25 protein-coding genes and 2 tRNA genes are annotated in these 22,924 nt (G+C 36.3%); 23 read left to right on the top strand and 4 right to left on the bottom strand.

From position 1 onward, the window contains the following. The 8 genes from PHH50_01805 to PHH50_01770 all read left to right on the top strand — a co-directional run. A partial coding sequence (locus tag PHH50_01805; GenBank protein ID MDD3729036.1) for a hypothetical protein occupies positions 1 to 224 on the top strand: 224 nt, incomplete at its 5' end. Beyond that, positions 221 to 382 carry a hypothetical protein gene (locus PHH50_01800; GenBank protein ID MDD3729035.1) on the top strand — a complete coding sequence of 54 codons (162 nt, stop codon included), beginning with the start codon at positions 221 to 223 and terminating at the stop codon, positions 380 to 382. The genes PHH50_01805 and PHH50_01800, both read left to right, overlap by 4 nt. Next, positions 379 to 1,626: a DegT/DnrJ/EryC1/StrS family aminotransferase gene (locus tag PHH50_01795; protein ID MDD3729034.1), complete on the top strand. Its 1,248-nt coding sequence runs from the start codon at positions 379 to 381 to the stop codon at positions 1,624 to 1,626. The genes PHH50_01800 and PHH50_01795 overlap by 4 nt, the downstream gene beginning before the upstream one ends. Beyond that, entirely contained in the window at positions 1,617 to 2,639 is a 1,023-nt protein-coding gene (locus PHH50_01790; GenBank protein ID MDD3729033.1) for a peptidoglycan bridge formation glycyltransferase FemA/FemB family protein, read from the top strand. Before PHH50_01795 ends, PHH50_01790 begins: the two co-directional genes overlap by 10 nt. Further along, entirely contained in the window at positions 2,639 to 3,394 is a 756-nt protein-coding gene (locus PHH50_01785; protein MDD3729032.1) for a hypothetical protein, read from the top strand. The genes PHH50_01790 and PHH50_01785 overlap by 1 nt, the downstream gene beginning before the upstream one ends. A 62-nt stretch (positions 3,395 to 3,456) precedes the next feature. Then, the gene (locus tag PHH50_01780; GenBank protein MDD3729031.1) at positions 3,457 to 4,131 is read left to right on the top strand and encodes a phosphoribosyltransferase family protein; all 675 of its coding nucleotides are present in this window, start codon (positions 3,457 to 3,459) and stop codon (positions 4,129 to 4,131) included. 20 nt (positions 4,132 to 4,151) lie between these two features. Continuing rightward, entirely contained in the window at positions 4,152 to 4,328 is a 177-nt protein-coding gene (locus tag PHH50_01775; GenBank protein ID MDD3729030.1) for a hypothetical protein, read from the top strand. Continuing rightward, positions 4,315 to 4,575, top strand: a complete 261-nt coding sequence (locus tag PHH50_01770; protein ID MDD3729029.1) for a DUF3850 domain-containing protein — start codon at positions 4,315 to 4,317, stop codon at positions 4,573 to 4,575. Before PHH50_01775 ends, PHH50_01770 begins: the two co-directional genes overlap by 14 nt. A gap of 60 nt (positions 4,576 to 4,635) precedes the next feature. Here the strand turns inward: PHH50_01770 and PHH50_01765 are convergent, their stop codons facing one another. Then, the gene (locus PHH50_01765; protein MDD3729028.1) at positions 4,636 to 6,381 is read right to left on the bottom strand and encodes a glycosyltransferase family 39 protein; all 1,746 of its coding nucleotides are present in this window, start codon (positions 6,379 to 6,381) and stop codon (positions 4,636 to 4,638) included. After that, the gene (locus PHH50_01760) at positions 6,378 to 7,943 is read right to left on the bottom strand and encodes a glycosyltransferase family 39 protein (GenBank protein MDD3729027.1); all 1,566 of its coding nucleotides are present in this window, start codon (positions 7,941 to 7,943) and stop codon (positions 6,378 to 6,380) included. The genes PHH50_01765 and PHH50_01760 overlap by 4 nt, the downstream gene beginning before the upstream one ends. A gap of 56 nt (positions 7,944 to 7,999) precedes the next feature. Between PHH50_01760 and PHH50_01755 the strand changes: the two genes are divergently transcribed. The 5 genes from PHH50_01755 (at position 8,000) to PHH50_01735 (ending at position 12,535) form a co-directional block, all read left to right on the top strand. After that, on the top strand, positions 8,000 to 8,704 hold the full coding sequence (locus PHH50_01755; protein ID MDD3729026.1) for a hypothetical protein: 705 nt from the start codon (positions 8,000 to 8,002) through the stop codon (positions 8,702 to 8,704). After that, positions 8,679 to 9,131, top strand: coding sequence for a nucleotide exchange factor GrpE (locus PHH50_01750; protein MDD3729025.1), 453 nt, complete (start codon positions 8,679 to 8,681; stop codon positions 9,129 to 9,131). The genes PHH50_01755 and PHH50_01750 overlap by 26 nt, the downstream gene beginning before the upstream one ends. A 36-nt stretch (positions 9,132 to 9,167) precedes the next feature. Further along, positions 9,168 to 11,084 (top strand): molecular chaperone DnaK, encoded by a 1,917-nt coding sequence (dnaK, locus tag PHH50_01745; GenBank protein MDD3729024.1) that lies wholly within the window; start codon positions 9,168 to 9,170, stop codon positions 11,082 to 11,084. Positions 11,085 to 11,090: 6 nt separating this feature from the next. Next, positions 11,091 to 12,158, top strand: a complete 1,068-nt coding sequence (gene dnaJ, locus PHH50_01740) for a molecular chaperone DnaJ (protein MDD3729023.1) — start codon at positions 11,091 to 11,093, stop codon at positions 12,156 to 12,158. Between the two features lie 305 nt (positions 12,159 to 12,463). Beyond that, positions 12,464 to 12,535: transfer RNA gene (locus tag PHH50_01735), tRNA-Lys, on the top strand. Between the two features lie 294 nt (positions 12,536 to 12,829). Here the strand turns inward: PHH50_01735 and PHH50_01730 are convergent. Next, positions 12,830 to 13,324 carry a hypothetical protein gene (locus PHH50_01730; protein MDD3729022.1) on the bottom strand — a complete coding sequence of 165 codons (495 nt, stop codon included), beginning with the start codon at positions 13,322 to 13,324 and terminating at the stop codon, positions 12,830 to 12,832. A 178-nt stretch (positions 13,325 to 13,502) separates the two neighbouring features. Here PHH50_01730 and PHH50_01725 point away from each other — a divergent pair, with 178 nt between their 5' ends. The 4 genes from PHH50_01725 to PHH50_01710 all read left to right on the top strand — a co-directional run bounded on the left by PHH50_01725 (position 13,503) and on the right by PHH50_01710 (position 15,850). After that, positions 13,503 to 13,718, top strand: coding sequence for a hypothetical protein (locus PHH50_01725; protein ID MDD3729021.1), 216 nt, complete (start codon positions 13,503 to 13,505; stop codon positions 13,716 to 13,718). A gap of 107 nt (positions 13,719 to 13,825) precedes the next feature. Continuing rightward, a complete protein-coding gene (locus tag PHH50_01720) occupies positions 13,826 to 14,710 on the top strand; it encodes an NUDIX hydrolase (protein MDD3729020.1) in 885 nt (294 codons plus the stop codon). Between the two features lie 95 nt (positions 14,711 to 14,805). Further along, positions 14,806 to 15,672 (top strand): hypothetical protein, encoded by an 867-nt coding sequence (locus tag PHH50_01715; protein ID MDD3729019.1) that lies wholly within the window; start codon positions 14,806 to 14,808, stop codon positions 15,670 to 15,672. Positions 15,673 to 15,774: 102 nt separating this feature from the next. Beyond that, positions 15,775 to 15,850 (top strand) — tRNA-Ala (locus PHH50_01710). 1,512 nt (positions 15,851 to 17,362) lie between these two features. Here the strand turns inward: PHH50_01710 and PHH50_01705 are convergent. Further along, positions 17,363 to 18,037: a hypothetical protein gene (locus PHH50_01705; GenBank protein ID MDD3729018.1), complete on the bottom strand. Its 675-nt coding sequence runs from the start codon at positions 18,035 to 18,037 to the stop codon at positions 17,363 to 17,365. Between the two features lie 90 nt (positions 18,038 to 18,127). On the opposite strand from PHH50_01705, the gene PHH50_01700 reads away from it, so the two are divergent. The 6 genes from PHH50_01700 to PHH50_01675 all read left to right on the top strand — a co-directional run bounded on the left by PHH50_01700 (position 18,128) and on the right by PHH50_01675 (position 22,924). Next, on the top strand, positions 18,128 to 18,325 hold the full coding sequence (locus tag PHH50_01700) for a helix-turn-helix transcriptional regulator (GenBank protein ID MDD3729017.1): 198 nt from the start codon (positions 18,128 to 18,130) through the stop codon (positions 18,323 to 18,325). A 3-nt stretch (positions 18,326 to 18,328) separates the two neighbouring features. Continuing rightward, positions 18,329 to 19,132 carry a class I SAM-dependent methyltransferase gene (locus PHH50_01695; protein ID MDD3729016.1) on the top strand — a complete coding sequence of 268 codons (804 nt, stop codon included), beginning with the start codon at positions 18,329 to 18,331 and terminating at the stop codon, positions 19,130 to 19,132. Further along, the gene (locus PHH50_01690) at positions 19,108 to 20,676 is read left to right on the top strand and encodes an aminotransferase class I/II-fold pyridoxal phosphate-dependent enzyme (GenBank protein MDD3729015.1); all 1,569 of its coding nucleotides are present in this window, start codon (positions 19,108 to 19,110) and stop codon (positions 20,674 to 20,676) included. Before PHH50_01695 ends, PHH50_01690 begins: the two co-directional genes overlap by 25 nt. Next, positions 20,642 to 21,349, top strand: a complete 708-nt coding sequence (locus PHH50_01685) for an NAD(P)-dependent oxidoreductase (GenBank protein ID MDD3729014.1) — start codon at positions 20,642 to 20,644, stop codon at positions 21,347 to 21,349. Before PHH50_01690 ends, PHH50_01685 begins: the two co-directional genes overlap by 35 nt. After that, a complete protein-coding gene (locus PHH50_01680; protein ID MDD3729013.1) occupies positions 21,346 to 22,095 on the top strand; it encodes a hypothetical protein in 750 nt (249 codons plus the stop codon). Before PHH50_01685 ends, PHH50_01680 begins: the two co-directional genes overlap by 4 nt. A gap of 64 nt (positions 22,096 to 22,159) precedes the next feature. Continuing rightward, entirely contained in the window at positions 22,160 to 22,924 is a 765-nt protein-coding gene (locus PHH50_01675; GenBank protein MDD3729012.1) for a hypothetical protein, read from the top strand.

The following is a 22,924-nucleotide window of genomic DNA, read 5'->3' as shown; positions in this document are numbered from 1 at the left end:
AGATAGCCGAGGTTTGCGATTTGGCAATAATAACTTCAGATGATTATTTAGATGAGATAAAGGAGGGAGCGGGGATTAAGAAGAATAAGATTTTGTTTATGAAAAATCCCGATGAAATTGTCTCAAAAATTGAAAAAGAAAAAGGAGTGGTTCTTTTAAAGGGAAGGGTTAATAAAAAAATAATATCTTCTCTTGCATTAAAAATTAATGATATAAAAAAATGAACGAAGAAGGAACAATAATTTGCCAAAATTGTGAAAATAAGTTGGCAAAAGAAGCCATAATTTGCCCGAAATGCGGAATGTATATTGCCTATGAAAACAAGAAAGGAAAAGGCTTTTTAAAAAGATTTTTTAATTTTAGAAAAAAGAATAAATCATGAAGGCAAGGCCCATTTCAATATCTCTTTCTCCGAATACCCAGAGAGACGATGTCTTTTTGGCCTTAAAATTGATTTTTCAGTTTTGGAAGTGGAAGAAAGGAAAAGAAACCTTAAAGCTGGAAGAGGAATTTAAAAAATACATAGGGGCAAAATATGCCTTTTCTTTTAATAGCGGAAGAAGCTCTCTTTTTGCCATTTTGAAATCCTTGGATATTAAAGAAGGAGAGGAGGTTCTTCTGCAGGGTTTTACTTGCAACGCTGCCGTAAATCCCGTTATTTGGGCAAAATTAAAGCCCGTTTTTGTTGACTGCAATAAAGACGACTATAATATTGACGTTTTAGACCTTCAAAAGAAAGTTTCTTCTAAAAGCAAAGTTGTAATAATCCAGCATACTTTTGGCCAGCCGGCCGATATTGACGGGGTCTTGAAAGTTTGCAACGAGAATAACCTTATTTTAATAGAGGACTGCGCCCATAGCTTAGGGGCAAAATACAAAGGAAAACTGGTTGGAAGTTTTGGAAAGGCCTCTTTTTTTAGCTTTTCAAGAGATAAGGTTATTTCTTCCGTTTATGGAGGAATGGCCGTTTCAAATGATGAGAGAATAGGCGATAATCTTAAAAAAATAAAGGAAGAATTGAAAGATTCCTCTTCTTACTTTGTTTTTCAGCAATTGCTTCATCCTATTCTTTTAAATTGGCTTGTTTTGCCGATTTACAGGTTTTTTAATTTAGGAAAGATATTTTTGGTTTTCTTCCAAATTTTGCATATTTTATCAAAAGCCGTTCACTACAAAGAAAAAAGAGGAAAAATTCCTTCATATTTTCCAGCTAGAATGCCAAATGCATTATCTATTCTTGCTTTGAATCAGTTTAAGAAGCTTCAATATTTTAACAGTCACAGGAAGAAAATGGCAGATTTTTATTATCAAAATCTTAAGGATTCTTCTTTTATTCTTCCTTCTGTTTTTGAAGAAAGGGAAAATATATTTTTGCGGTTTACCATAAGGCATAAGGATGCTTGGGATATTATCTACAATGCATGGGACAGGGAAAATATTTTAATAGGGGATTGGTACACGAGCCCGATTGCTCCGCATGATACAATAAGTGAAAAAATGGGATATTTGGGAGATTGCAAGAATGCAAAAGCGCTTTCAAAGGAAACCTTTAATCTGCCAACTCATATTAATTTATCATTTGAAGATGCAAAAAGAATCGTTTCATTCTTAAAAAAATGGAAATAAAGGAAATTACCGATAAAAAAAAATGGGAGGATTTTTTTCTTGATGCAGAAGAAAAGACATTTCTTCAATCGTGGAATTGGGGAGAATTCCAAAAGGAAATGGGAAATAAAATATGGCGTTTTGGGGTTTTTGAAAATGAAAAGATTGTTTTAATTGCTCTTGTTACTAGAATAAAAGCAAAGAGAGGAACTTTTTTGCTTATTCAGCATGGGCCTACTTTCAAACTTAACAATATTTTAGCCCTAGAGAAGCTGATTTTTAAAATAAAGGAAATTGGGAAAAAAGAAAAAGCCGTATTTCTTCGACTTAATCCTTTGTTTTTAAGAAATAAGGAAAACGAAGATTATTTTAAAAAACTTGGTTTCATTCATTCTCCTATTTTGGAAAATGCTTATGAGTCGACTCTAAAGCTTTCTCTTTCTTTATCTGAGGAAGATCTTTTAAAGAATATGAGAAAGACTACTCGCTATTTGATTCGCCAGGGATTAAAGAACAAAGATATTGTCATTGAAAAGAGCCAAAATAAAGACGCTCTTTCAGAATATATCATTCTTAACGAAAATGTCGGCAAAAGGCAGGGATTTGTTCCTTTTTCTTTTGATTATATCAAAAAGGAGTTTCAAGTTTTTTTAAAAGACAATCAGGCGCTTCTTTTTTTGGGAAAATATAATAATAAAGTTGCTGCCGGAGCGATTGTCATTTTTTGGAATAACCTTGCTTTTTATCATCAGGCCGCCTCAGATGACAAGTTTTCAAAGCTTTCTATTCCTTATCTAATTCAATGGGAAGCGATTAAGGAAGCCAAAAAAAGAGGATGCCTGTTTTATGATTTTTGGGGATATGTTGATCCTAAAGAAAATCCAAAACATCCTTGGGCAGGTCCGACATTGTTTAAGCTTGGCTATAATGGAAAACCCTTTTTATATCTCAAAAGCTTTGATTTGCCTCTTTCAAAGAAATATTTTCTTGTTTATATCTTTGAAACTTTAAGAAGAATAAAAAGAAGAATTTAATGTATAAGTATAAAAAGAAGTACAAGACAAAAAAGAAAAAAAGCATTTTCCCTTATGTTTTCATGTCTGTTCTTTTCTTTCTTATTTTTTTGTCTCTTTCCTATGTCTTTCTTTTTTTCCCTTTCTTTTTTGTAAAAAAAATAGAAATTGAAGGATATGAGAATAGAGAAAGGGTTTATGAAATTGCCGATAATTTTGTTGAAAAGGATTTTTTTTCTCTTAAAACAAGAAGCATTTTTCTTTTTGACAAAGATAAATTAAAGAATCAAATTTTGAATGATTTTTTTGATATTGAGAAGGTTGAAATAAAAAAAGATCTTCTTTCTCTTTCAATTGAAATTAATGTAAAGCAAAGGGAGCCCCTTTTTGTTTTCTGCAATAATGACTGTTATCTTGTTGACGGTTATGGAATTGCCTTTTCTTATGCCCTAGAATCTTCTCCATTTACTTATTTTGAAACGCAAATAGAAGATGTTTTCCTTGGAAAGAAGGTAATGGAAGAAAAACTGGCTCGTTTTATCTTTAAGCTTAAAGATTCTCTTGAACTTGAAGAAGTTGCTATACTAAGCCCAAAGAGAGTTAATGTTAAATCAAAAGAGGGCTGGGCTGCTTATTTCAATCCTCAAAAAGATGCAAAAGAGCAGATTGAGAACCTTAATCTTGTTTTTGAAGAGCATATTTTAGGGAAAGAGCATCTTCTTCAATATATTGATTTGAGGTTTCAGGACAGGGTTTATTATAAATACAGAGAGTAAATTTTTGTTGTTTTTTTTGACTTTTTTTTATCAAGTATGAATAAAAGAGAAAATCTTTAGATATGAAATATAAGATAAATAAAAAATTTAAGATTATGGAAAAAGAAGAAGATTTAATAGAAGATATTATAAGTCATAATTTGCTTTTTGTTGCTTCTTCTATGGATAAGGAAAATTGGGTTCTTTTAAAAAATGGTATTCGCGGGCCTTTGTTCTTTGATACTTCAAAAATAATTGGCTATCCTAGTTTAATGCAGAAAATTACACAATTTGCCGCCGATATTATAAAAGAGGAAAAGATAGATTATGATTTGATTGCAGGAGCTCCTTATGGGGGATTGCCATTATCCTATTATCTTGCATATAATCTCAAATCCCCTTGTCTAACTTTAAGAAAAGATGGCGTTAAAAAAGACGGTACTATGCCTACTTCAGGAGAAATTCTAGGAGTTTTTAAAAAAGATGATAAAGTTTTAATTGTTGAAGATGCAGTTCTTTCAGCAAATACGGTTATAAAATTTGCTTCAAGATTAAGAAATACTGGGCTTAAAATAACAGATGCTTTAGCAATAGTTGATGTTGGCAGAGGCGGAACAGAAAATTTAAAGAATCAAAACATTCGCTTGCACTCATTGTTTGAATGGAAAGATCTCTATAATTGCTATAAAATAAAAAAATCTCATCTTTTAAACTTCGAAATAAAGAATTATTTAGATGATATTTTTAAAGATAAATAAAAATTATAAAATTAAAAATCATGGTTATAGACATAGAACTTACTTTAAATAGATTCGGCATTGGCAGAATTGAAGAAAATAAATTTCAATTATTTTGTTTTAGATTTTCAAAATGGAATATTCCGAATAAACATTCAATTTCTTTTGAAATAAATTGGAGATTAAAGAATGATATAAAAAAATATGGCAATAATTAAAAAGAAAATATGGCCAGAGTATTTTGAACTCGTTTCTTCTAAAAAGAAGAATTTTGAACTGCGTCTTGCTGATTTTAAGGCAAAAGAAGAAGATATTCTTATTCTGGAAGAATGGGATCCGGAGAAAAAAGAATATACAGGAAGAAAAATAGAAAAAGAGATAAAATATATCTTAAAATTCAAGCTTGATGATTTTAACCAGAGAAAAGAAATTGAGGAAAAGGGCCTTTATGTAATAGAGTTTTAAGTATTAAAACCAGGCCCGGAAGGTTCTTTCTGGTTATCTTAAAGTTTAGCAGATAATAGATTAATCTACATAATAAAGAAAAATAGAATATCCTATTACATGACTTGGCTCATATTTATTAAGCCACATGTAGTAATCGGTTCTTTGGTCGTATCCTTTAACCGGAATGCCTCTTCCTCCCTGAAGCTGATTTAAGGAAACGGCAAGCCAGTTCCCTTTTGGAAAATCGTGGGGGCTGTTTAATCCTTCCCATCTTTTGTAATTTTCTTCTCCGAGATAATAATCAAGATTTCCTCCTCCAAAGTAGTCAATGTAAATAAAATCAATTTCTTTTTCATCAAGAAGATTTTTCAATCGCTTTAAATCCTGCCCCCAATCAAGATTTGAATCAACGACATACAAGTGCCCTTTTTGAGGAGTTACCGTTTCGTTAAAGTAAGCAAGAAAATGAGGATAAATAGATATTACAGAGTAAATTTGAAAAGAGAACAAGGCAAAAAGAAGAATCTTAAAACTTTTACTGAAATTTACCTTTGAGATTGCTCCTCCTACAAGAATAAAAGCAAAGGGGAAAACGGGAAGAAGATGCCTAACTCCAATATTAAGATTTGAATTTATGCTGGTGTACCAGTAAATTGTCATAAAGACAAACATTGAGAATTCGGCAAAATATTCTCTTAAGGCGTAAATAGGCCTTTGAAAAAGACGGTATTTCAAAATGTAAAGGAAAAGAAGAGCGAGGGATATTATGGTAAGAATATGAAATGTTAATGTTTCTTTTATGAAATAAACGGTGGGGAAATAGCTCTTAAAAGAACCGCTTGAGACCTCTCCTAAAAAGAAAGTGGTGTTTCCTCCGTCAACTCTTTGCATTGCCGTAAAAAGGCCAAGGAAATACTGAGCAAAGGGCCTTAAAAAGGGTCTTTCTGAAGAATAAATGATGCCGTTTACAATTGTCCTGTTTCCAAACGTTTCAAGAATATATTCGGCATCTCTTGCCTGGCGTTCGGGGGGATAATTGTAAACATGATATTGGTAAAGAGGGAAAACGACAAAAACCATTCCTATAACTCCCGCAAGGAAAGATAAAAGAGAATACTTAAGAAGCTGGTAAAAGGGCTTTTCTTGCAAAAGAGCGTAAACAAGGGTAATTATGACAAAGGTTGGAATAAGCAACACCAAAGAAAATTTGAGAGAAAGGGCTATTCCGAAAGTTATTCCCGCCAAAAGTACGCTTTTTTTGCTTGGCTTTTCAAAAAACCTGAGCCAAAAGTAAAAAGAAAGAAGGGCGCCGAAAGCCGCTCCGATATCGGTGTTAATAAGCCGTCCATGGGCAAGAAAGGTAGGGGAGAACGAAAAAAGAAACAAAGAAATGAGGCCTGCTTTGTTACCATATTTTTTTCTTGCAAAATGAAAGATAAGAAATCCCAAAAGAAGAAGAAAAAGAATCATAACCGTTCTTGAAAAAAGCATTATCTTATCGGGATTGTTTTTAGAGTTGTAAATGAAATCATTTGCAAGATCAAATTGAACCCACCATCTGGGAGGCTGTTCTTGCGTCCAGTTCGGGGAATCGGAAGGGAAATTAAGGTTTAAAAAAAGAAGAGGAAAAGCGGCAATGTTTTTAACAAGAGGAGGATGTTCGGGATTGACCCTCATATCTTTTTTTATTAAATACGAATATCCTGCCGTAACATGAGCCGTTTCGTCAAAGGTGAGAGTATCTTCAAGAATGCTTGTGAAGGAAATGAAAAAGAGAAAGATTAAAAGAATTGTGGCGATTATATATGTTGTTTTATTCTTCATTTTATTTCAAAAATTAATACGTTATTTTCTAATTTTACAATGCCGTTTTCAAAAATCCTTTCGAGCTCTTCAATGGATTTTTCAGGATAAATAGGAATAACTATGGAATGCTCTTTGGGATTTATTTTCTCTATTTCTTCAAATCTTATATACTCTGCCCTTGTTTCTCTATATTTTGTTTTTTCAATAAACATCGGGGTTTGGGCGGAAATGGATATCCCGTGAAGAAATTTACCCGGTTCGTTTATCATCACATATTTTTTAACGTCATTTGGCAGCGAATTCAAATAAGTCCCTATTTCAACATAGTTTTCGGTAAAAGAATGCCTTACTTCTTCTCTTTCTGCCCAATTGTAAAAATACTTGTTTATTTCAGAAAATCCCACTGTAAAGAGAAAGAATATTGTTAAAATATTAAGAATTTTAATCTTTTTTTCTTCTTTTAAATTTTCTTTAAGTTTTTTATAAACCCAAAAAAATCCGATTGTAACAAGAAGGTAAATAACCGGAATAACGTTAAGAACACGAAGAGCATGGGGGATTCCTTCGCTTGTCAGTATTCCCGGCAAGAGCATTACAAAAAACCAGGAAAAAATCAGAGAATAAACTGCAAGAAGAGAATAATCTTTATTTCTAAAAGAAACAAGAAAGCCCTTCAGGGAAGCTATAACCCCGACAAGAAAAAGAAGACCAAGAGAAAAGGGAAGCATTGGGCTTGTTGAAAAATTATGCCTCCAATTCGGGTCTCCGTAAAAATTAAACATTGCAAGGTGAGAGATGAGGCTTTTTGCACCAAAAAGAAGAGGATTTTCGGAATCAAAAATTGAAACCTGGGAAGTTCTTCCCATAAAGTCGCCTGGATTGTTTAAAAAATATATTCCTATTGGAAGAGCGACTATGAAAATGGAAATAAGGTAGAGAGAAACAAAAGCAATATATTTATTAAGGGATTTGTTTTTTAAATATTGAAAAAACAACGGGGTAAGAAACGCAAGAAAAAGAAGAGGGGCCATTCTGAAAGAAATGTACGTATGAAATCCTATTCCGAAAAATATTCCGGAGAGTATAAAATTCCATATTTTTTTTGTTCTAAACCCTCTTAGAAGAAAATAGAAAGAAAAGAGAAGGCAAAAAGGGCTCATGATGGCCCTAAAGGCGATACGGCTGAAGTTCAAATGCCAGAAAGATGTGGCAAGAAGAAAAGAAGCAACCAGAGGAGCCGTTTTATCTTCTTTTTTAAAAATAAGGAAAACTTCCTTGGTTAAAAAAAACATTCCCAAAACGGTAAGCGAGCCCAAAAGAGCGGAAGAAAATTTTAAAGACCACATGCTAATGCCGAAAAAATGAAAAGAGAGGGATATAATCCACATAAAAAGGCCCTCCCTTCCGTTATTGTCCGGATAGAAAAGCTTGAAATTGCCGCTTTTTAATGTTTCAACCGCATCGTTTCCATTCATCGCCTCATCTGGCCAGAGGCCTGGGGGAATAAGATCAAGCTGCCAAAATCTGAAAAAAAACGCCAGAAAAATGATTAAAAGAAGTATTATTATTTTTTTATTCATATTTTTATATATTAGCGCTCTTGACATTTAATTGCTAATTTTCTATTATTGTTTCTATGACGTTAAGACAGGAAAAAATTCTTGGCAAAATTGTAAAAGAGTATATAAGGACTGCCCATCCTGTCGGTTCCGCTTTCCTTGAAAAGAAATGCAAATTTGGTCTTTCTACGGCAACAATAAGAAATGAAATGAATTCTCTTTCAAAAGAAGGGTATCTTAGTCAGCTTTATACTTCTTCAGGAAGAGTTCCAACCGCAAAAGGATATCGCTTTTTCGTTGATAATTTTCTATTGAAAAATCCAGAAAACGATTTTTCCATTATAGACGATATTTTGGAAAATAAAAAGGTTCTTGATATTGATATAAAGATGATAGAGGAGATTATCAAAAAAATGGCGCTTGTTTCTTCAAATCTGGTTTTTGCTTATCTTCTTGAGGAGGATATTTTTCTTGCAAGCGGCTGGAGCGCTGTTTTAAAAAATCCTGAATTTGAAGAGAAAGAATTTCTTGAGGATTTCCTTTGCCAGTTTGATATTCTGGAAAAAGAAATAAAAGAATTGTTTGGAGAGTTTGAAGATTTTGACGTTTGTATAGGGAAAGAAAAGCCCTTTATAAACTTTGATAATTTTTCCTTGATAGTTTCAAAAAACAGCTTGCCCAATGTTTATTTGGGAATTTTGGGACCTTCAAGGATGGAGTATGATAAAAATATAAATCTAATATTAAAATACGAATATGGAAGAAATAAAAAAAGAGCTTGAGAAGTGCAAAAAAGAAAAAGAAGAAATTTTAAACAGTTTTAAAAGAGAAAGGGCCGATTTTATCAACTATAAAAAGGATGAAATGGAAAGAGCGGGAAAGACCTTAAACTATTTTTTGGAAGAAACGGTAAGCGAGCTTCTTCCTGTGCTGGATAGCTTTGCCCTTGCAAGAAAAGAAGCTCCGGAAAAAAAAGAAGGTTGGATGGAAGGATTTTTAAAAATAGAAAACCAGTTAAAAGAATTTTTAAAGTCATTAGGAGTTGAAGAGATAGATGCTTCATTGGGGAAAGATTTTGATCCTAATTTTCATGAAGCAGTTGAGGTGGTTGAGGGGGAAAAATCCCAAACGATAAATGAAGAAATCCAAAAAGGATATCTTCTTAAAGGAAGAGTGATAAGGCCGTCCAAAGTAAAAGTCGTTAAATAAAATAAATATATAAATAATTAAAAATAATAAAAAAATATGGGAAAAATAATAGGAATTGATTTAGGAACAACATTTTCAGCTATGGCAAATGTCACAGGAGGAGAACCGAGAATAATTGAAAACAGGGAAGGGGGAAGGACGACTCCTTCAATTGTTGCCTTGAGTAAATCCGGGGAACGTCTTGTTGGCGTAATCGCAAGGCGTCAGCAGATTACAAACCCTCAGAATACGATATTTTCGGCAAAAAGGCTTATAGGGAGAAGGTATAATGATCCGGAAGTCCAAAAAGACAAAAAGCTTTTGCCATATGAAATAAAAGAAGCAAGCGATGGAGGAATTGAAATAAAAATGGGGGAGAATTGGCATAAGCCGGCTGAAATTTCAGCCATGGTCTTGAAGAAATTAAAGCAGGACGCGGAAGAAAAGCTGGGAGAGAAAATAACAGATGCCATTATTACTTGTCCTGCGTATTTTGACGACTCTCAAAGGAAGGCAACCAAGATTGCGGGAGAAATAGCCGGATTTAACGTAAGAAGAGTAATAAACGAACCGACAGCGGCAGCTCTTGCATACGGTCTTACTAAAAAAAAGAATGAACAGATTGTTGTTTATGATTTTGGAGGAGGAACTTTTGATATTTCTGTTCTTGATATAGCAGAAGATACGATAGAGGTAAAAGCTACCGGGGGAGATACTCACCTTGGAGGAGATGATTTCGACCAAAAGGTAATGGACTGGCTAATTGAGCAATTTAAGAAAGACCAGGGAATAGATCTTTCAAAGGACCAGCTTGCTCTTCAAAGGATAAAAGAAGTGGCAGAGAAGGCAAAAATTGAGCTTTCGACTTCCCTTGAAACAGAAATAAACCTTCCGTTTATTACGTCCGGACAAGACGGTCCAAAGCATCTTTATTACAAAATGAGCAGAGCTGTTCTTGAAAACCTTGTTAGCGACTATATTTCAAAATCAATAAATTTAGTGAAAGAAACGTTAAAAGAGGCCGACTTGAAAATAGAAGATATTGAAGAGGTGGTTATGGTTGGAGGGCAGACAAGAATGCCTAAAATCCAGGAAGAAGTAAAGAGATTATTTAACAAAGAAGTGAACAAAGAAATTAATCCCGATGAAGTTGTTGCGCTGGGAGTGGCCATTCAAGGAGAAATACTCTCTGCAAAAGACGAAGGAAGAAAAACAGAGGGAGATGTAAAAGATATGCTTTTGCTAGATGTTACTCCTCTTTCTTTGGGCATAGAAACCTTAGGAGGAGTAAGTACGGTTTTGATATCCAAAAACACGACAATTCCTACTTCAAAGAGCCAGGTCTTTTCGACTGCTGCGGACAATCAAACATCGGTTCAAGTTCATGTTCTTCAGGGAGAGCGTCCTATGGCAAAAGACAACAAATCCTTAGGACAGTTTATTCTTGACGGGATTCCTCCCGCCAAGCGGGGAATTCCCCAGATAGAAGTTCAGTTTGATATAGATGCAAACGGGATACTTAGCGTTTCGGCAAAAGACAAAGCAAGCGGAAAATCTCAATCAATAAGAATAGAGGGCTCTACCGGCATTTCAAAAGAAGAAGTGGAGAAGATGAAAAAAGACGCAGAAATGCATGCCGAAGAAGACAAAAAGAAAAAAGAATTGATTGAAGAGAGGAATTTGGCCGATAACTTGATTAATACTTCTGAAAAGACGCTTAAAGATCTTGGAGAAAAGGTAGAGGAATCAAAGAAAAAAGAAGCCAATGAAAAAATAGAAGAATTAAAGAAAGTAAAGGATCAGGACGATCTTAATGCTATTAAAGAAAAGAATTCCCAGCTTTCACAGATAATGCAGCAGATTGGAAAAGATGCCTATAGTCAGGAAAAAGCGCCTGAGGGGCAGGAAAATCAGAGCAAGGAAAATAAAAAGCCGGAAGAAGGGGAGTATAAGGAGGAAAAAGAATCTAATTAATCTCTTATGAAGGACTATTATCAAATACTTGGCATATCAAGAGAAGCTTCTCAAGAGGAAGTCAAAAAGGCTTACCGAAAGATGGCCCACAAGCACCACCCCGATAAAGAAGGAGGAGACGAGCAGAAGTTTAAAGAGATAAACGAGGCTTATCAGGTTCTTTCCAATTCTCAAAAGAGAAGCAATTATGACAGGTTTGGAACTGATCAGCCGGGCGGTTTTAACTGGCAAGGACAGGGAAATCAAGGAGGTTTTAACGTTGATTTTGATTTTGAAGACCTTGGAGATATATTCGGAGATTTATTCGGATTCGGAAGGCAAGGACAGGGAAAGAAAAACGTCAATAAGGGAAAAGATATTACTATAGACATTGAAATTTCTCTTGAAGAAACGTTAAAAGAAATCAAAAAAGAGATTTCTCTTTACAAGCTTTCTGTTTGCAAAAGATGCAGCGGAACCGGAGGAGAACCAGGAACTTCTTTGAATGAATGTTTCTCATGCGGAGGAACTGGAGAAGTTCAACAAATCAAACAGACATTTTTGGGTTCATATACTAAAAAAGCTGTCTGTCCCCAGTGCAACGGAGTTGGAAAAAATCCGAAGGTTCCTTGTAATGTTTGCAGGGGAGAAGGAAGAATAAAAGAAGAAAACAGGATTATCGTTACTATCCCTTCGGGAGTCGATACCAATCAAGTTCTTAAGTTTGTCAAAATGGGAGAAGCCGGAAGAAGGGGACTTGCTTCGGGAAATCTTTATGTCAGGGTTTATGTAAAAAAACATTCTTTTTTTGAAAGAGAAGGAGACAATCTTTTTGCCGGCATTTCTATACCTTATTCAACTGCAATACTCGGAGGAGAAGTGGAAATAGCCACTCTTGAGAAAACAAAGCTTTTTTTGAAGGTTTCTCCTGGAACAGAATCAGGCAAGGTTCTAAAGATAACAGAAAAAGGCATTCCTCGCTTTTCTGGAAGAGGAAGAGGGGACTTATACGTCCAATTAAATATCAATTCTCCTAAAAAAGTAACCAAAGAGCAAAAGAAAATTCTTGAAGAAATGAAAAAAAACGGCCTCTAACTCCTTATTTTCCTTGCATTGTTCCTCTTAATTTGCTAAAATCGGGCTTAAAGGTTGATAGGTGAGGTTATAAACTTAACAGGAAAAATACTATGGAAGAAAATAATAACAACAATGCTCCTGTAGAAGAAACAGACACAGAAGAAACAGGTGCTGAAGAAACAACCACAGAAGAAACAAGCACAGAGGAAACAGACGCCGCTTAACTAAGGCGCAAAAAACAGGAATGTTTATTAAATGTTCCTGTTTTTTTTGTTCTTTACATATTTTTTTTTATAGTTTATTATACTTTAATAAAAAGAAATGCCCCGCTAACTCAATGGTAGAGTAACGGCCTTTTAAGCCGAGAGTTGCAGGTTCGAGTCCTGCGCGGGGCACAACTACAAAAAAGGGCAGTAGTTTTAAGCCGTCTTTATTTGGAACGTTTCCAAGTAAAGGGCAAATTGATCTTTCAAGGAGAAACTTAATGGAAGAAGCTCTTATTCTTATTTTCGTGATGCTTTTAATTGATACGGCGCTTGCTATTTGTTGGAACGGATATTCTTTTTGGAAGCGCTTTTTTAATAATTTTATTCAGATGATTTGGAGCTTATTGCTTCTATAGAATAATTGTAAAGTTTCTCAAAAAGCCCCTTCGGGCTTTAAAATATAAAAGCGCCTCAAAGGGGCGCTTATTGTTTTTCAACGGATGCATATCTTCCATCTTTAAGGTATTGAATTTTTTTTGCCTTTTTGAGGCATGTCAGGTATCCATGATACCGGGAATTTTCAAAAAGGGATAAAGGCAAGCCCAAAGCAAGCAATCTTTCCTTAAGTTCTTTTGGCAAAAGAGGCCGACCGGCTTTTTCAAGTTCACTTATTAGATTATGGCGATGTAAGGGCCAATAAGCGTTTTGATTTGTTTTTGGAAAAGATTTCTTTTTCTTTTTTTTTCTTTGCCCGTTTTTTGAACAATCTATTTTGCAACAGGCAAGAATATTTTCAATATCATAAATGGTAATATCGGGAAATTCGTCATTAAAATTAATTCGAATTATATCCAAAACTTGCAAGGAGTTAAATTCCTCTTTCTTTCTGTGAAAAAACATGGCAATTTCCCTTATTAAATCAATAAGATTTAAATTTATTTTATTTGAGTTTTGAAAAAGAACTGTATTGTTTGGCATTTGTCTCTCCTTTAAACAATAAGGAACTGCGGGTAAATATACAGTTTTGATATTGGTTTGTCAATTCAATTTGACTTTTTGAAATATTCTGCTATCTTATTTGTCATCGGGCAATGGTTGCCCGATGAACTTTCCGGCGAAAATTCGCCAAGCACTTTGAGAGGTGAAAATGACTCAGATGACAGAAAGAAGATTTAATACGGGCGACCTTGTTATTTTTAAGCCAAAAGCAGGAGAAAGCTCTTGGGCCGGGTGTCTTGCCCGAGTTGTTATCTCAAAAAACGAGAATTTTTCTGACGAGTCCGGACCGTCATACGGCATTAAATTTGCCGATCAGCACAAGATGTGGGCTTTTCCCCAAGAGCTCACGCCTGTAGCTGAATTCGAGTCGTAATTTTCATTTTAAAAAACGCACGACCTTCGGGTACGGCGTATTTTTTTTCTTGAAATATTATTTACGCAAGAGTACAATGGCAGTGATATTAAAATAAGCTTAATTTTATGAAAATAGTTATTTGCGGCAGCATGTCTTTTTCAAAAGAGATGCTAAAAACAGAAGAAGCGCTCAAAAAATTAGGGCATGAAGTTGTTTTGCCCGAATTTGTCAATGACCATGCTAATTTTTCAGGCGAAGGAGAAATGCCGGAAAATGAAGAGAAAGGGAATTTGATAAAAAAGCACTTTGAGGAAATAAGGAAAAGTGACGCTATTCTTGTTCTTAACATTGAACGTAAAAAAATAAAGGGATATGTGGGCGGCAATTCTTTTTTAGAAATGGGGTTTGCTTTTGTTTTAAATAAGTCAATTTATCTTTTTGAGCAAATTCCCGATATTGGGTATAAAGATGAAATAGAGGCAATGTCGCCCATAATTCTTGGCGGTAACTTTTTAAAAATAAAGGAAGATTTGATTTCTAATGATTCTCATGAAGATTATTACAATTCTTTACCTAAAAAGAGAATGTGCTCTGGCGTATTAATTTTCAATCAAAACGATGAGCTTCTTATCGTTAAGCCAAGTTATAAGGACCATTGGTCAATACCGGGCGGAGTTATAGAAGAGAACGAATCTCCTCGTCTTGCCTGTATAAGGGAAACTGAAGAAGAAACAGGGCTTTATATCGAAAATCTGGAATTTCTTAGCGTTGATTTTGTTCCTCCTAAAACAAAAGTAAGCGAAAATTTGCACTTTATCTTTTTCGGAGGAATATTAAAAGAAGAGGAAATTAAAAAAATAAAGATATTAAATGAAGAAATAGAGGATTATAAATTCCTTCCCATTGAAAAAGCATCTCTTTTATTGGGAAAAAACTTAGGCAAGAGAATAGAAAAATCCATAGAAGCGCTTAAAAATAGAAAAGTGATTTATATGGAGAGTGGAAAATAGAAATATGGCAATAGTCCCTTTTTATTTACCTTTATTTAAGATTATGTTAATTTAATGTCGGTTCTTTGATTTTAAGACAGAAACAGGAGGAAGAAATGATAAAGCTTTCAAACGGGCATTCTTTTAATTTTATGGCTGCAAGCGGCGCTCTTGGCTACGATGGGAAAGGATGGGCCTGGGAGAAACCGCTAAGATGGCTTAATCTTTTGGACGAAACTCTTTTTACGATTGTTATAAAAACGATAACTCTTTATCCGAGAAAAGGAAATCTGCGTTGGTACAACCCTTTCAGGGCTGTGCGCTTTCTCTCTGATGGGACAGTAAATGCCGTAGGCCTTACTAATCCCGGGATTGAGTGGTGGTGCCGAAAAGTAGGCCCCGGGCTTGATTCAAAAAAAAGGCCTCTTGTCGCTTCTATTTGGGGAGAGTCGGAAGAGTTATCTGTTATGGCAAGAATGCTTAACGATTTTGACCTAAAAGGCCTTGAAATAAACGCTTCCTGTCCCAATGTTGGCAGTCATTCTTTCGTGGTTTCCGATAAAGTTTTAAGAAGCTGTGAAGAGGTTAAAAAAGAAACCCGTTTCCCGATTATTCTCAAACTCTCGGTAGTGCATGACTTTGAAGATATTGTTTATAGAACAAAAGATATAGTTGAAGCTTTTTCAATAAACAGTGTTCCTTGGGCAAGAATTTTCCCGGAAAAAGAAAGTCCTCTTTTTCATTTCGGAGGGGGAGGGGTTTCCGGTAAAATAGCCCAACCTCTGACATGGAAAATGGTTAAAGAGATTGCTGAAATATCAGATATTCCGGTTATCGGTCCTAGTGTTTGGAATTATGAAGACATGAATTTTTTGAGAAAAATCGGAGCAAAAGCGATAAGCTTTAGCTCAATATTCTTAAAACATCCTTTGAGACCGACCTTATTTGTAAGAAGAGACAAAAAATCTTCCAATTTGGAATAGTTCTGTCTGTTAAAAAGAAGCGGCAATGCTCAAAGCGCAAAGCCGCTTTTTATTTAAATAACTTGAGAATTAAAATATTTTTGGTATAATGAAAGATTATAAGGGCCGTTGGCTCAGTTGGTAGAGCGCTTCAATGGCATTGAAGAGGTCGCCGGTTCGAATCCGGCACGGTCCACCATATTGAATTAGTCGCCTCGCTCGGGGCTTCGCCCCTCGCTTCGGCAGGCAGTTTTGCGAGCAAATCAAAGGGCTTTTTGAAATCAATTTCCAGTCGTCCCGCCGCAAGGCGGCGGTTCGAGCCGATTTTTTTGAGATAATTTTTCATTTCTGAAAAATTATCTTGCAAAGCGAGATTTTTGGCTTGATTGGTTTCCAAAATCCAGTTTCGGGTGAGTTCGAGCCAATGATTTCCTTTTCGTTCAAAATCAGATAATTTTTCCTCTTTTGTTTTCTTTTCCGCCATTAGGGCGTTTTTTGTTTGCTGAAATTCCGCCAATTCCAACGCTTCGGCTAAATATGCGTCTGTTAGCCGTTCCAGCTTCGCTTTAATGGCGGAAATTTCTTTTTTGAGATTTTGAGCGAAAAGGTCTGATGTTTGGCGGTTCTCGTTTCCCCACACTTTCAATTTATTCAAATATCTTTCCCGCCAAACATCGGGCAAAGAAACTTTTTGACAATTCTCTTTTACTTGCTCGGCTAAAACTTCTTCCCGCAAAAAGCGGCGTTGCTCACATTTTTGAATTTTGCTTTTTCGGGTGCAGAAATAATAGACATATTCTCTGCCGCTTTTTTTAATTTTTCTGTCCGCCGTTACGCAATAGCCGCACTCGCCACACCTCGCAAAATTCAAAAACAAAAATTCCTTTTTCTCTTTTCTCTTTTTGCGGGGCTTGCCGTTGTCTTTCAACGCTTGCTGGATTTGGTCAAAAAGTTTCTTTGCAATCATTGGCTTATGGCTTCCCTGATGAAGTTCGCCGCGGTAAAGAAAATGCCCGTAGTAAAACGGATTTTTCAAAATATGCTCAACGGACGACAAGGGCATTTTCTTTCCGCTTCTCGCGCCAACCAAGCCAAGAGAAAACATTTTGTCTTGAATTTTGGTTAAGGTGTAATTTCCGGTGGCAAAAACCCGCAAAATTTCTTTCACTTTGTTAAATGTCTTTTTATCGGGTTCAATGGTGCGAAGTCGCGGCTCGTTGAAATATCCGAGCGGGGCTTTTGCCGAAAGTTCGCCACGGCGTATTTTTTGCCTAATTCCTCGCAAAATGTTTTCTCTTAAATTGTCGGTGTAGTATTTGGCTTGTCCGAAAGCGACGCTCAACATGAATTTTCCTTGTGGTGTTGGCTCAAACCAAAAAGTAGGGAATTTTAGCGATCTGATTTTTTCGTTATCAACGAGGTAGATAATTTTTCCGCCGTCAACGCTGTTTCTCGCCAATCTGTCGGGATTCCACGCTAAAATTCCCTCGGCGTTTCCTTTTTCAATTTCCGAAAGCATTTGATTAAATATTTCTCGGCCCGGCTCCTTGGCGGTTTTGCTCTCGGTATATTCGCGGACGATAAAAAGATTGTTTTGCTTGGCAAACTCTCTTAACTCGGCGAGCTGGGCTTCAATGCTCAAAACCTGCCTTTCTTCGTCCTCGCTTGATTTACGGCAATAGATGAAATATTTAATCATAAAATTATTTGTTTAATTGTAATTGAAAAAGGAAACGCCACACCGACAATTTAATAAAATCTCGCTTTGCCTTTCGCCAAAGGCGAAAGAAAAAAATCGGCTCATTGCCCTTCGGGCAATACGAATTTTATTCGTGAACCGCCGCCTTGCGGCGGGACGACTGGAAATTGATTTCAAAAAGCCCTTTGATTTGCTCGCAAAACTGCCTGCCGAAGCGAGGGGCGAAGCCCCGAGCGAGGCGACTAATTCAATATGGTGGTGTTTGTTGGACGAAATCCGAACCCATTTTGAGCAAAATCCAGAGGATTTTGCGGATTGAATCCCGCCCAGCGTTTCCGCCCGCCTCCGCTTCGCTTCGGCGAGCAAAACAGAAAAATTTTCTCTACATTTTTTAATCGCCTGTCCCCCAAATTTTTTTTCAATTAAGGAAAAGAAAATTTTTCTGTTTTGCGTTCCTCTTGCGAGAGGAATTGCGGAAACGCCCCCACCCCATTGTCCGCCTTCGGCGGACTGGCAAGCGGGCAAAAATTCATTTTCCCCACACCCCTTTTTCTTTTTGCCCGCTTGCTTTCGGGATTCGGCTGATTTTTTTTGCGGACGGGCTATTATCAAATTCAATAGTCGCCCTTGCCCCACCGCACCCGTGCGCGGGCGACAAGAAGGAGCTCCCTTGAAATTCGTTGACATTTTTATTTTTTTCGTATAACATAATAATGGAAGGGATACGCATATTATATCACAATCCTTACATTTTAATAATATATCCAGCAAACAATTATGTCAACAATTGGAAAAAATATAAAACGATTGCGACATGAAAAGGGCATTTCTCAAGATAAGCTCTCAAAATTAGCAGATGTTTCGCTTAATACCGTTGTTAAACTTGAACTTGACCAAAGCCCAAACCCTACTCTTGAAACGATCAAAAAACTCGCCAAAGCTTTTAGTATTTCACTTGATGATTTAATAAAATAATCTATGAACTACATCAAATACCAAGATAAAATAATCCGTAAAATAGCTAGCGGTCATCAAAATTGGTACAAAGCCCAAAGTAGCGTTTGGGGTGAGCGATATATGAAAGAGAAAGAAAACATATTGACGAAGGGGCGCAATAAAAAAGAAGCTCGCATAATCGCAAAATATTTACCTAGAAATTGTAAGGATATTCTAGACGCACCTTGTGGTTATGGAAGAATTTCAAATACTTTAGCTACTTTAGGATATAGTGTAACCGGCATTGATATAAGTGATTATTTTATCAAACTCGCAAAAGAACAAGCTAAACAGCAAGGATTGTCTGTTTCTTATATTGTTGGCAATATTTTGTATAAAAAAATCCCCAGAAAATTTGATGCAGTATTGAATATCTTTACATCGTTGGGTTACTTGGAAAATGATAAGAAAAATGAAGTATTTATAAAAAAATTGTGTCAGCATATAAAACAGGGCGGGAGGTTGATTATTGAGATTATTAACCCCATTGCTTTAACAAAAGACTACAAAGAAAAAGATTCTGTTTTATTGAAAGATGGGACGAAACTTTATTTTGATCGGTATTTAGATTTTAGAACATCTACAAGTGTAACAAAAATTCGGGAAGTTAAAAAAGGTGGTAAAGCAAAAAATGTAGTTCATATTATCAGACTTTACTATCCACACGAACTAATAAACATTTGCAGAAAATTCGGTTGTGATTTAATTGATATTCTTGATCAAAATGGTAAGGCAAAAGATATTAAAAATTCTTTACGAATATGGCTAATTTTTCAAAAAAAATAACAGAGCGAGCTCGCGCTATCATCATTGAGCAGGATAAAATTCTACTCATTAACCGCATTAAAGGTAATGATTCTTATTGGGTTATACCTGGTGGTGCTGTAGAATCTAATGAATCTCACAAACAAGCCGTTAAACGCGAATGTCTTGAGGAATTGGGAGTTAAGATAGAAGTGCAGAAACTTTTTCTACAAAGACTTGGCGATAAACAAGAAATAGAAGGCCAGCAGGAATTTTTTTATATGTGCAATATCGTTGATGGCCAAATTGGAACGGGACAAGGACCCGAATTCCAAGCAGGAACTCAATATAAAGGCGAATATAGGGTTAAATGGATTGACCTTAAAAATCTTCCGGAAATCAATTTAAAACCAGATGAAGTAAAGAATAAAATTATTCAACAGGCGATTCTGGATAAAATAAATCATTCGATTGTTGATGATGAGGACATTCAGAATGTTGTTGCAGTATTAAAGAGTGGTTTCCTATCAAAACCGGATGGTGGCCCGAAAGTTACTGAATTTCAAAAACTTATGGCGGAGTTGCATGGCAAAAAATATGCATTTGCTGTCAACTCAGGAACTTCTGCGCTACATTGTGCGATTGTTGCCCTTGAACTACAAAAAGATGATGAAATTATTGTGCCGGCTTTGGCAAACATAGCTGATTGCTCGGTGGTTTTACAAGAACGAGGGAGGCCTGTTTTTGTAGATATTAGCCCCGAAGATTTTAATATTGACCCAATAAAAATTGAGGGGGAAATTACTCCTAGGACAAAAGCAATAATCGCTGTTCACATGTATGGCCAACCGGCCAAAATAAAGGAAATACGAAAAATAGCCGATAAGCATCGGATAGTCTTGATTGAAGATTGCGCCCAAGCAGCCGGCGCAAAATATGACAACAAATATGTAGGCTCTTTTGGCGATATAAGTTGTTTTAGTTTGTATCAGACAAAACATGTTATTTGCGGAGAAGGTGGGGTTGTAATGACAAACAATGATAAATACGCGCATATTATTACTTCCACAGCAAATAACGGGATTATGAAGCACGATTTAGATGCTTATGACTATGATCGCGTTGGCTTTAACTATCAATTAACTGACATACAAGCTACTCTTGCGGTTGGGCAACTGCAAAAACTAGACAAGAATAATGAAAAAAGGAGATTGAACGCCGGGATATTCAGAAATTTACTCCGAGATACCGATATACAATTCCAGCACGCTGGCTCCACCACCGAGCACTCTTATTTTTACTTAACTGGTTTACTGCCAAAATACCTCTCCAATCAGAAGGATAGGTTTCTGGATCTCGTAAAAAGTTTTGGAGTTCCAATCAAGAAACTTTACCCCCTTGCTTTAACTGAAATCACTTTGCTTAGAAATAAGGTGAAGCAGGATTGTCCGATAGCACAAGACATTACTAAAAGAATGTTTAATGTGTACGTAAATTCCGGGTTAAATCGTGAGGACATAGAATTCATGGCAAAATCAGTAATAAAAGCATATGAAATCATCAAAGCGAATAATCATCACAGGTAGCCGAGGTTCTTTGGGAAAAATTTTGCAAAAGGAATTGCAAGACATATTTGATTTGGTGTGTATAGATAAGAAACCTGATAGAGAAGAAACAATTGCTCTGGATATTACTAACGATTATGAAAAATTTAGAAATATTCTCAAAGGTAATGACGTTATTATTCACTTGGCGTGGGACGCGCTAGAAGACTTTCCAAGCGAAAATATTGTTCAGCAAAATAAAGTTATGGCGGAGAATGTTTATCGAGCTGCGGTGGAAAAAAATACTTCTCGCGTTATTATCGCAAGTTCGGTCCACGCCAACGATTATTCAAGGGTTCCGACTGGTACATATCTTAGCCCTAAATCAGAATGTTGGCCAGACACTCCTTACGGAGCAACTAAAATCTATATTGAACATTTGGGTCGTTATTATTCAAGAAAGCACGATATAGAAGTGATTTGCATCCGTTTCGGCGGTGTCAATGAAAGAAATGAGATCAGATTTAACGAAGATCCTTTGTATGATAAAGTTTTGCTGTATAAAGAAGATTTTGTACAGCTAATACGGATGTGCATTGAGGTCAAGAAAGTACCCGATAATTTTGCCGTCTTTTACGCAGTTTCCAACATGAAGGGACGAGTTCATTCATTAGATAACTTCTTGGGTTGGAAACCTAGCTTCCCAAAGAAATGAAAAGTATTGACACTATTGTGATAGCCGTTGGCGGTCAAGGCAGGCGCATCATAGCCGATTTAAAGAAAAGAGAAATCAAAGCATCCAAGATTTTTTTGGAATTGAACAGCAAACCGTTTTTGGGTCATTTGCTTGATATGTCACTTGCCTTAAATTTCCAAAGAATTTTTTTGCTGTCTAGTTATTATGAACGGGAGCTGCGAGATTTTTTGAAAGAAAATTATCCAACAGCTAATCAGATCACACCAATTTACGGGGGCAAGACGGGAAGAAAATGGGGCGTGCCGTGGTTGTTATATTCAGTTAGACAGAAACTTAGAAGGCCCTTTATATATTCAGATGGCAACATTTTGTATAACAAAAACATTCTGAAAAAGATAAAGAATACTGAGTTATCGAAGCCGACCATTGCCAACATTGTTCTAAACTCTAAAGATTTTGCGCCAACTCATTCACGAATTGTTGTGCACAAGGGAAGAGTTAAATCAGTAAATACACGGTTGCCGAACACCAAAGATGAAAATATTAATATTGAGGGGCAACAATACTACAGCCTTGGATTAATGGCGTTCAACAGAGGCGTTTTTTCATCTGTTCCTTCTTTCGCCTATAAAAAAGATTTAGATTTTGTAATTCATGATATTTTTAAATTGGGTGAAAATATGGTGAAAGCAACAATTTACAACGGGAGTTGGATTGCTATTCATAATATACACGATGTTGACAAATTAGGGATAAAGAGTTAAGGTAGTATATCGTTCTTTGACATAAACCAAAACCTACTTTGCGAGGAGGCAAACCATGATAGTAATGAATGAATGCTTCCTTGCCAACGCGGGAAGCAAGTACGACATTGACCTGAGCCTGCCGTTGCGATTGCAAAAAAGGGCTCTATTGAAAGCACTGGGTTTCCCTGGCGATCCCAAGTTAAAGGGGTGCCGATCTAGCGAAGCCAAAAAAGTCAAACAGTTCCTCGATGAGTACTGCTCCGAGGGGTGTCCTTTTTTGATCATCGTGTCAGAAAAGCCGATGCATACGCTTGTGCCGCCGCTCTTTGTCGTGAATAGTTCTGACAGTGTGCAATGGCGCGACGACCAAGGCGTCAAGCAAGTCATCTCGACGGACAAGGCGTTAGCGGTTATCGGGCAATACCCGCAAACGACTTGGGTGGAGTTTACTCCACGCCCTTGGAATGAGCGCGCCATCGCTGGACGACTAATATACACTTCCATGGACAATCAGGTCCTTGAAATCCAGCAGTGTACTGTTCCGGCGAAGCTCATTAACGATCGGCAACTGCCGACATACGTTGGTGAGTTAAGCTTTCTGGAAGTGACAAGGCGTGGCTATCTTGATGATAGCCGCCGTCTCCGAGAAATAGGCTACCTTAACATTTGCTCTTTCGGTGTGATTCGGAGCATTTGTAGAGCAATGCCTCCGATGGGTAGCTTTGAGGAGTTGCGGCTCATTTCGCGGCTTCCAACACTGGAGTTCGCATTCACCGAAACCGGCCGGCTGATGGCAATTGACATCGACTGGCCCGCACAGTACGTCGAAAAGAAAAGAGGTAGATAG

The organism is Candidatus Paceibacterota bacterium, assembly GCA_028697015.1.
In the GTDB taxonomy this organism is placed as follows: Bacteria; Patescibacteriota; Minisyncoccia; order Minisyncoccales; family GWA2-38-27; genus JAQVFW01.
The sequence above is the reverse complement of the archived record's forward strand: the minus strand, read 5'-3'. Positions and strand labels throughout refer to the sequence as shown.

Coding starts and splice junctions, on each gene's coding strand:
- PHH50_01730 (MDD3729022.1), bottom strand. CDS start 13,324: ATGCCAAACAATACAGTTCTTTTTCAAAACTCAAATAAAATAAATTTA.
- PHH50_01790 (MDD3729033.1), top strand. CDS start 1,617: ATGGAAATAAAGGAAATTACCGATAAAAAAAAATGGGAGGATTTTTTT.
- PHH50_01785 (MDD3729032.1), top strand. CDS start 2,639: ATGTATAAGTATAAAAAGAAGTACAAGACAAAAAAGAAAAAAAGCATT.
- PHH50_01795 (MDD3729034.1), top strand. CDS start 379: ATGAAGGCAAGGCCCATTTCAATATCTCTTTCTCCGAATACCCAGAGA.
- PHH50_01685 (MDD3729014.1), top strand. CDS start 20,642: ATGAAATCATCAAAGCGAATAATCATCACAGGTAGCCGAGGTTCTTTG.
- PHH50_01800 (MDD3729035.1), top strand. CDS start 221: ATGAACGAAGAAGGAACAATAATTTGCCAAAATTGTGAAAATAAGTTG.
- PHH50_01700 (MDD3729017.1), top strand. CDS start 18,128: ATGTCAACAATTGGAAAAAATATAAAACGATTGCGACATGAAAAGGGC.
- PHH50_01725 (MDD3729021.1), top strand. CDS start 13,503: ATGACAGAAAGAAGATTTAATACGGGCGACCTTGTTATTTTTAAGCCA.
- PHH50_01715 (MDD3729019.1), top strand. CDS start 14,806: ATGATAAAGCTTTCAAACGGGCATTCTTTTAATTTTATGGCTGCAAGC.
- PHH50_01695 (MDD3729016.1), top strand. CDS start 18,329: ATGAACTACATCAAATACCAAGATAAAATAATCCGTAAAATAGCTAGC.
- PHH50_01680 (MDD3729013.1), top strand. CDS start 21,346: ATGAAAAGTATTGACACTATTGTGATAGCCGTTGGCGGTCAAGGCAGG.
- PHH50_01690 (MDD3729015.1), top strand. CDS start 19,108: ATGGCTAATTTTTCAAAAAAAATAACAGAGCGAGCTCGCGCTATCATC.
- dnaK (MDD3729024.1), top strand. CDS start 9,168: ATGGGAAAAATAATAGGAATTGATTTAGGAACAACATTTTCAGCTATG.
- PHH50_01770 (MDD3729029.1), top strand. CDS start 4,315: ATGGCAATAATTAAAAAGAAAATATGGCCAGAGTATTTTGAACTCGTT.
- dnaJ (MDD3729023.1), top strand. CDS start 11,091: ATGAAGGACTATTATCAAATACTTGGCATATCAAGAGAAGCTTCTCAA.
- PHH50_01760 (MDD3729027.1), bottom strand. CDS start 7,943: ATGAATAAAAAAATAATAATACTTCTTTTAATCATTTTTCTGGCGTTT.
- PHH50_01720 (MDD3729020.1), top strand. CDS start 13,826: ATGAAAATAGTTATTTGCGGCAGCATGTCTTTTTCAAAAGAGATGCTA.
- PHH50_01775 (MDD3729030.1), top strand. CDS start 4,152: ATGGTTATAGACATAGAACTTACTTTAAATAGATTCGGCATTGGCAGA.
- PHH50_01765 (MDD3729028.1), bottom strand. CDS start 6,381: ATGAAGAATAAAACAACATATATAATCGCCACAATTCTTTTAATCTTT.
- PHH50_01755 (MDD3729026.1), top strand. CDS start 8,000: ATGACGTTAAGACAGGAAAAAATTCTTGGCAAAATTGTAAAAGAGTAT.
- PHH50_01675 (MDD3729012.1), top strand. CDS start 22,160: ATGAATGAATGCTTCCTTGCCAACGCGGGAAGCAAGTACGACATTGAC.
- PHH50_01750 (MDD3729025.1), top strand. CDS start 8,679: ATGGAAGAAATAAAAAAAGAGCTTGAGAAGTGCAAAAAAGAAAAAGAA.
- PHH50_01780 (MDD3729031.1), top strand. CDS start 3,457: ATGAAATATAAGATAAATAAAAAATTTAAGATTATGGAAAAAGAAGAA.
- PHH50_01705 (MDD3729018.1), bottom strand. CDS start 18,037: ATGTCAACGAATTTCAAGGGAGCTCCTTCTTGTCGCCCGCGCACGGGT.